Consider the following 2,033-nt stretch of genomic DNA (forward strand, 5'->3'; position numbering starts at 1 on the left):
GGTTCGGCGTGGGCGAGGTACATCAACCTGCTCGACACGTTCCGCATGCCGCTGTTCTTCTTCGCCTCGGGCCTGGTGTCCGCGAAGCTCCTCACGCAGACGTTCCGCGAGATCTGGTGGAAGAGGGTGTCGTTCTTCCTCTACCTGTACGTCGTGTGGGCGGTCGTGAGGACCGTCTACGGGCACTTCGTGCACCCGCCGACGATCGACCCGGACTGGCGTCGAGTGCTCCTGATCTTCGTGCAGCCGCACGACAGTCTCTGGTTCCTCTACGCCCTTGCCCTGTTCTCGGTCGCCGTGTGGGTGGTACGGAAGGCGCCAGCGTGGGCGGTGGTCTCGTTGGCAGGCGTCGTTTCCTTCGCAGTCTCCTCCGGGTTCACGCCGTTGACTCACGTCGCTTGGGTGAAGACGGCCTCCTACGTCGTGTTCTTCGTGCTGGGCATCTACCTACGTCGCCTCACCCTCGACGCCGCCTCCCGACTCCATCTCCTGCCCGCTCTGATCATCGTCGCGGGCTACGTCGTCGTCGCGTATCTGCGGACGCGCGGCTGGGCGGTCGACACCCCAGGGTCACGACTGCTGATCGGAGCGTTCGGCGTTGCCGCGGGCGTGGCAGTGTCCGTGTGGCTGGCGAAGTGGAAGGCGTTCGACTGGGTGGCGTACCTCGGCCGGAACACGCTGCCGATCTACCTCGTGCACTTCTTCCCGATCCTCGCGATCAGTGTCGCCGTGGCCGCTCTCCCTCGACTGCAGGGGCCAGGAGTCGCGCTCATCGTCCCGGCCGTCGCGGCCGTGTCCATCGGGCTCTCGCTACTCGCGTACCGCGTTCTGCGCGGCGTCCCGGGCGTCTTTGACACCCCCTGGGACAAGGCTCGTCTGGCCGGACGCGACACTAAGGCCACATCCAGCCAGACGAGCACTACCCCTTGACCCAGAGCTTCACCACGGAGTCCCACATCAGCGTCAGCGTCTGACCTGGGGCGATCGGAGTGTTCGCGCCGATATTGGTCAGATACGCCGACCCGTTCGGGATCGTCACCGTTCCTGGGCTGTCCGATGCGACATGGATCTTCATCATCTGCCCACCGAGCATTCCCGGGCCGAGAGTCCCGGATGTGACGTTCGAAGCGGCGGTCAGACGGTTGAAGATGATCGGGTCGCCAGATCGCAGCGTGGGGATCGCGGTCCCGGCCGTCACGGTCACGACGTTCACGTTCGAGTTGCCGCCCGGCCCAATCTCGGCGCGCCCTCGGACGGTCAACCGCTGCAGGCCCGCTTCGAGGCCCGTGTTCCGAGTGAACGCCGCGGTCGTGGAACCGTTGATGTACAGGCGAACGTCCCCGATCTGCGTGTTCCACTCCGTGAGGTACGCCAGATTCGCACGCCCGAACTCGCTGATCACGGCACGCAGATCGAGGTCCACGAAGGACCTCTCCGTGCCAGCGTTCGCGAAGTACAGCAGCGCCGAAACCGCTCCGACCGTCCAGCGTGCGAGGTCGACCCGCATCGAGCCGAGCACGTCGCACTGCGCGAATGTGAGGATGCGGCCGTTCGTCGCGACCGGCTGGTCGACGTCGGACCGGAAGAACGGGTCACCGAACACGAATCGCGCATTGCGGCCGAACACGAACGACGACCCGTACGACTCGAACGAGCCGCCGTGGATTTCCACAGTCGGGCCGAGGTCAGCATCCCAGTAGCGGCCGAGGTCCGCCGAAATGGGCTGGTACGCACGCGTCGCGACACACCCGATCATCTTGTGATTCCCGGTGTACGCCCATGGCTTCGTCGCGGCACCCTCGTCGAAGAACGCGAACCCGATGCTCACGTTGTGCGCGGAACAGTTCACCAACTCGTGACGTCGACCGCGGAGGCCATACGCCCGCGAGCCCGACAGGTTCACGCCGTCGACCTCGCAGCCGATGAACTTGTTTCCGTAGCTGCCGTGGTGGGTGTCGAACGCGGTCTCGTGCGTCGACACGGCGAACCCGCTGATGCGGTTGAACATGGTTCGCCCGTACCCGCCGATATCG

2 protein-coding genes are annotated in these 2,033 nt (G+C 65.4%); one reads left to right on the top strand and one right to left on the bottom strand.

Translation table 11 applies throughout. The features are described 5' to 3' along the window. The coding region (locus ACWXWW_RS17775; protein WP_455971308.1) for an acyltransferase family protein at positions 1–930 on the top strand (930 nt) is incomplete at its 5' end. On the opposite strand, the gene ACWXWW_RS17780 is transcribed toward ACWXWW_RS17775, so the two are convergent. Continuing rightward, positions 920–2,033, bottom strand: a 1,114-nt coding sequence (locus tag ACWXWW_RS17780) for a hypothetical protein (protein WP_455971310.1), incomplete at its 5' end; no start/stop codon positions are given. The two genes, ACWXWW_RS17775 and ACWXWW_RS17780, sit on opposite strands and share 11 nt — an antisense overlap.

It is taken from the genome of Microbacterium sp. KNMS (genome assembly GCF_053851835.1).